Here is a 4,144-nt window from a genome sequence, read left to right as displayed (position 1 = left end):
AAAGTCTCGGCAACTTTCGCTACGGCCATTGTCGTTGATCGCTCCGCGATCATTACGTTTTGGGGGTTCGCAGAAGACCCTCAGGTGAGCTCAGCGTGATGACAGGCTGGAAGCCTATCCCACATTGATGACTTTCGCTACCCGGTCGCTGACGCGTCACGTCTCACTGGGGCGAACGCAGGGCTTTGGGGAGTAACGAGCGGAAGACCTTGCGTGTTCGGCGGCTGATGCGATCGGGGAGCCCGTGAGCTTCGTGGTGAGTCGCATGCGGTGGTTCGACGAACAAGTTTTGGCCGCGGAATTCACCGTAGAAGAAGTCGCTCGGCTCGTAGTACTCAAACGGTACACCGTGCTTGTTCGCGTAAAAACCGTACTTCAGTGAACCTGCTCGCGCGTGCGACGTCCACTGCGCTGGATCCGATAGGAAGTCGCGGATTGTCTCGGGTGTGTACGCTTGATGCGACGCGTTGAGTTGGTCGTAGAACGAGGATCCCAGTAGTAGCACGGGCTTGCCGTAATATGACGCTTCGACTCCGACCGTCGAACCGTAGGTGATCACGAGATCACTGGCGTCAATCAAGTCGTAGGAATTGATCGGCGAATCGGCTGCGATGACCGTGACGTTTTCGCTCACGGGCAAGTGGTCCCAGAAATATCTCGACTCGGCCGATTTGCTTCTCAGATGTGGGTGGACGCGGATCGCGAGATGACAGTCCGGCTGCGATTTGATCGTGTCCAACAGCGCCAGCACCGCTTCGGCTTGCGTTTCGAATCCTTGTTGCGCGAACGCGTCGCCGATCGCAACGTTCTCGTCGTCAGAACCGCAGAAGTAACTCAGCAAATATCGGGTACTACGCAGCGTTTGCGGCACTCCTTGGTCTTGATGGCTGGTGAAGGAGGGCCAGCCGTGGGAGCCTCCTTTTCGTCGTCCGTCATAGAACGCTTCTGCCTGCTGCTGCCGATATTCCTCAGAGTGCTGATCCCAGAATTTCAGAATGTTTCGTTGCAAGCGTACGCGATCATGTGGAACATTCGTCAATAGACAGTAGTGCGAAGGATCGCAGCCACGCTCTTGGATGCGAAACTCAATCTGATTGTTCTGTGTGGCCCCCAGGATGGCTCGCGTGCTACAGAACCGACCGTTAAAGAAGTAGGCGAGGTCGAAATGGTTCTCAGCATAAACCGCACAGGATGCTTCATATGCCAGCATGAAGGCGCGGATTGCATCGCGAGCGATATTGTTGTGCTTTTGCAGATCGAGATCAGGAGTTTTGAAACGGGAAATCAGTGACGAAACGACGCCCATCCCCAGATCCAGGTCCCGCCAGCGTAACAATTTTAGATCCGCAATGGTACTCAGCGGCATTTCGGCGGCCTCTTTGGCGAGTTCGCTTTTCCGCAGTTCGGACAGTCCGAGTCGATCGATCACACGGACGTCGCTGCTGAGTCGTTTGATGCCACGATCAAACGCAGCTCCAGGGCGAACCGATGGATCGGTTGGTCCCCACGGCTCGTGGTACGGCAGTTCGCCGTACCAGAAACAGATCGTTACGTTGTCGCCCGCATCAAGATGTCGTTGGGCGATTTCCAGCGTGGTTTCAAGGTGCGGTGATGCCTCTTGTGTCTCGAAAAGCACCACGTTAAGAGGTCCTTGTTTGGCGACGGCCGAGCGTGACTGGTCAAACGATGTAAACATAGGTCATTCGATAAGATGAGTGGGGTGCAATGTGGGATAGGCTTCTAGCCTGTCATCGTCGCGCAGCGAAAGCCGCGGGCAGCTTGTTGGTTGATTGATCCGCGACGGATTAAATCAACGAGGCATCAACAGCTATAGGGTTTGTTGCGTGGAGCGTGCAAGCGAGAAGTCGCCAGCCCTCCCCGGCCACTTTCAGCCGGCTGTGGGTGAGTGGATGGGTAGGCCGGATTAAGTCGTGGTAGCGACGCAGACCCGGCAGATGCGATTTTGCACTGAAATTCGTTAACGGCTTGTTGATCTTATTGTTTAGCAGTCAGCCGATTAGCGTACTCGCGTTCGTCAGCGTACGCCTGTCGGCTAAACGTTAAACGAAGCATTGTTTCCTTGGCAGTGGCAAATAGTGAAACCGACGTCGGAGACGTCGGGCGACATTGAACCCGCCTCTGCTTTGGGTGGGGGGCGTGCAAGCGAGATGTCGCCAGCCCTCCCCGAAAAACTCGCTGAAGGCTCGTTTTCCGACCCTCCCAACGCAAGCTGGGAGGGTGAATTCTCTCAACTCTCAACTCTCAACTCTCAACTCTCAACTCCCAACTCCCAACTCCCAACTCCTTCACTCCTCACTCCTCACTCCTCACTCCTCACTCCTCGTCACGCACTCGAGGATCCGCTGGACCACGTAGGCTTCGGCGGCGGGCATGCCTACACTCGCGCCGCGGTAGCGGGCGAGGTGCTCGGCGGTTTCCAGACTGCGGGCGTGAGGGAACGGACGCATCTCTTCGCTGTAAGCGTCGAGAGCTTCTAACTTTTTCTTAAGCGTCGAACGGATGTCGACAAAGTAGTTGGGGCGGAATGAGTCGGCTGTGGTCCCTTCCCATCCGGTGCTGGACAACACCTCAAACGACAGGATTTTTGTAGGTTTTCCGTCCGCAGCCGGCTGCGGACGGAAACAGGTCATGACGGCTTGGTGCGTCAGTCGGTGATCGAGATTTAGGTCCGATGCGTGGTGGGTGTAGACCGTATCGGGGACGCCCCAATCGCTGCAGAATTCTTCGATCACCTGCGTGATCTCGAGCAACGGGACACTGTCCATCGCGTTGTCGGGAAAGGTCATCGCTTGGAACCGCGACACGCCGAGGATCGACATCGCTGATTGCATTGCAGTGTTCCGTGTTGCCGCTTCGGATTGGCCCGCGGACAACCGCGAGCTGACGCCATCGGTCATGAACAAAACCGCGACCTCATCGCCCATCGCCGCGTGACACGCCATTGCTCCGCCGCATCCGAGTGCTTCGTCATCAGGATGGGCCGCCACGACCAGGACTTTTTGCATGGAATGAGAACTCAATTTAGAGGCTCCGAATAAGGTCACACAGTCGCTGAGGCCCACGACCATCGATGATTGATCGGCCTAACTGCGATCGCTGTTCTCGCAGAGTTTGACTGGACAGAGCATCGAGGTCTTGCCGAACGAGTTCGCACCAATCGTCTTGTTGGCAATCAATTTTAGATCCCAGCAGTCCGCATTTTAGGTAGTGGTCTTGGTTGGGAACTTGGTCGTCGCCGACGCGGATACCGACGAAAGGGACTCCAAGGTAGGCAAGTTCATGCAGCGTTTGTCCACACGCGGAAACCGCGACGTCGCAGTCCGAAAGAGCCGCGGCCATTTCCGCGGCATTTAGCACCCCGTGCACTTGGATGTTCCCGCCACCGTGCGATGCTCGAATTCTGCAGGCGTAGTCATCGTTACCGGCAATCACGGTCATCGACGGAACACGGTCGCTCAAGCAATCTAGCAGTGTGGGCAGCACCCCATGCACGTCGGACCCACCCAACGTCACAACCGCATGTTCAACGTGGGGCGAATGAGTCAGCTTTTGAGGTGTCTTGGTGATTTCGGATCGAAGCAGTACCCACTGGCAGCCGCCGATCGTTTGAAGGGAAGATGCGACACTCGCGGGAGAGCCGCTACTTGCATTAAATGCCGGGTTCGGGTTGACGACCGTATGGACGGGGTAAACAAGTCGGTTGTAATCATCGATCGCGACCACTTTCACGCCGCGGTGCGAAAGTGCCAAGTAATCCGCTGCGGACGCCAAGTAGGAATCGACGACCGCGACGTCCACCGAACGGGCGACGTCGGGATGGAGACGCCAATCCAGAATCTGCCAATCCAGCGATTGAGGAAGACTGCCAGAGCCCTTGTGATCCACTCGCAAGGCGACGTCTGCACCACTGTGCGACAATTGCGATGCAAGTGCTGTCATCCGTGTCAGGTGGCCATAGCCGATCCCGTCACCGGATTCGGTTAGTATCGCGACTCGCAAACTCACTTTTTCTTAACTCAGGTCGATATGGCAGGTAGGCAGAAGACTTTCCGTCTATTAGCCGCTTTGGCGCTAGCCTCGGTTCCGACATTCAACCGGGGCTAGCGGCCAGTTGATTTTATGA

3 protein-coding genes are annotated in these 4,144 nt (G+C 56.3%); all 3 read right to left on the bottom strand.

All coding sequences use genetic code 11. The features are described 5' to 3' along the window. Nucleotides 1–163: 163 nt before the first annotated feature. The 3 genes from RMSM_RS26620 to RMSM_RS26610 all read right to left on the bottom strand — a co-directional run bounded on the left by RMSM_RS26620 (nucleotide 164) and on the right by RMSM_RS26610 (nucleotide 4,026). Nucleotides 164–1,696, bottom strand: coding sequence for a capsular polysaccharide export protein, LipB/KpsS family (locus tag RMSM_RS26620; protein WP_008704082.1), 1,533 nt, complete (start codon nucleotides 1,694–1,696; stop codon nucleotides 164–166). 631 nt (nucleotides 1,697–2,327) lie between these two features. Beyond that, the gene (locus tag RMSM_RS26615) at nucleotides 2,328–3,041 is read right to left on the bottom strand and encodes a PIG-L deacetylase family protein (protein WP_201767081.1); all 714 of its coding nucleotides are present in this window, start codon (nucleotides 3,039–3,041) and stop codon (nucleotides 2,328–2,330) included. 1 nt (nucleotide 3,042) lies between these two features. Beyond that, on the bottom strand, nucleotides 3,043–4,026 hold the full coding sequence (locus RMSM_RS26610) for a glycosyl transferase (protein WP_008704079.1): 984 nt from the start codon (nucleotides 4,024–4,026) through the stop codon (nucleotides 3,043–3,045). Nucleotides 4,027–4,144: the final 118 nt, after the last annotated feature.

Source organism: Rhodopirellula maiorica SM1 (genome assembly GCF_000346295.1).
GTDB classification, from domain to species: Bacteria; Planctomycetota; Planctomycetia; order Pirellulales; family Pirellulaceae; genus Novipirellula; species Novipirellula maiorica.
Note: the sequence above shows the minus strand (reverse complement) of the source record. Positions and strands in the feature narration are given on the sequence as shown.

What these genes read in the sequence shown, in the direction of transcription:
- RMSM_RS26620 (WP_008704082.1), bottom strand. Translation starts at nt 1,696, where the DNA reads ATGTTTACATCGTTTGACCAGTCACGCTCGGCCGTCGCCAAACAAGGA.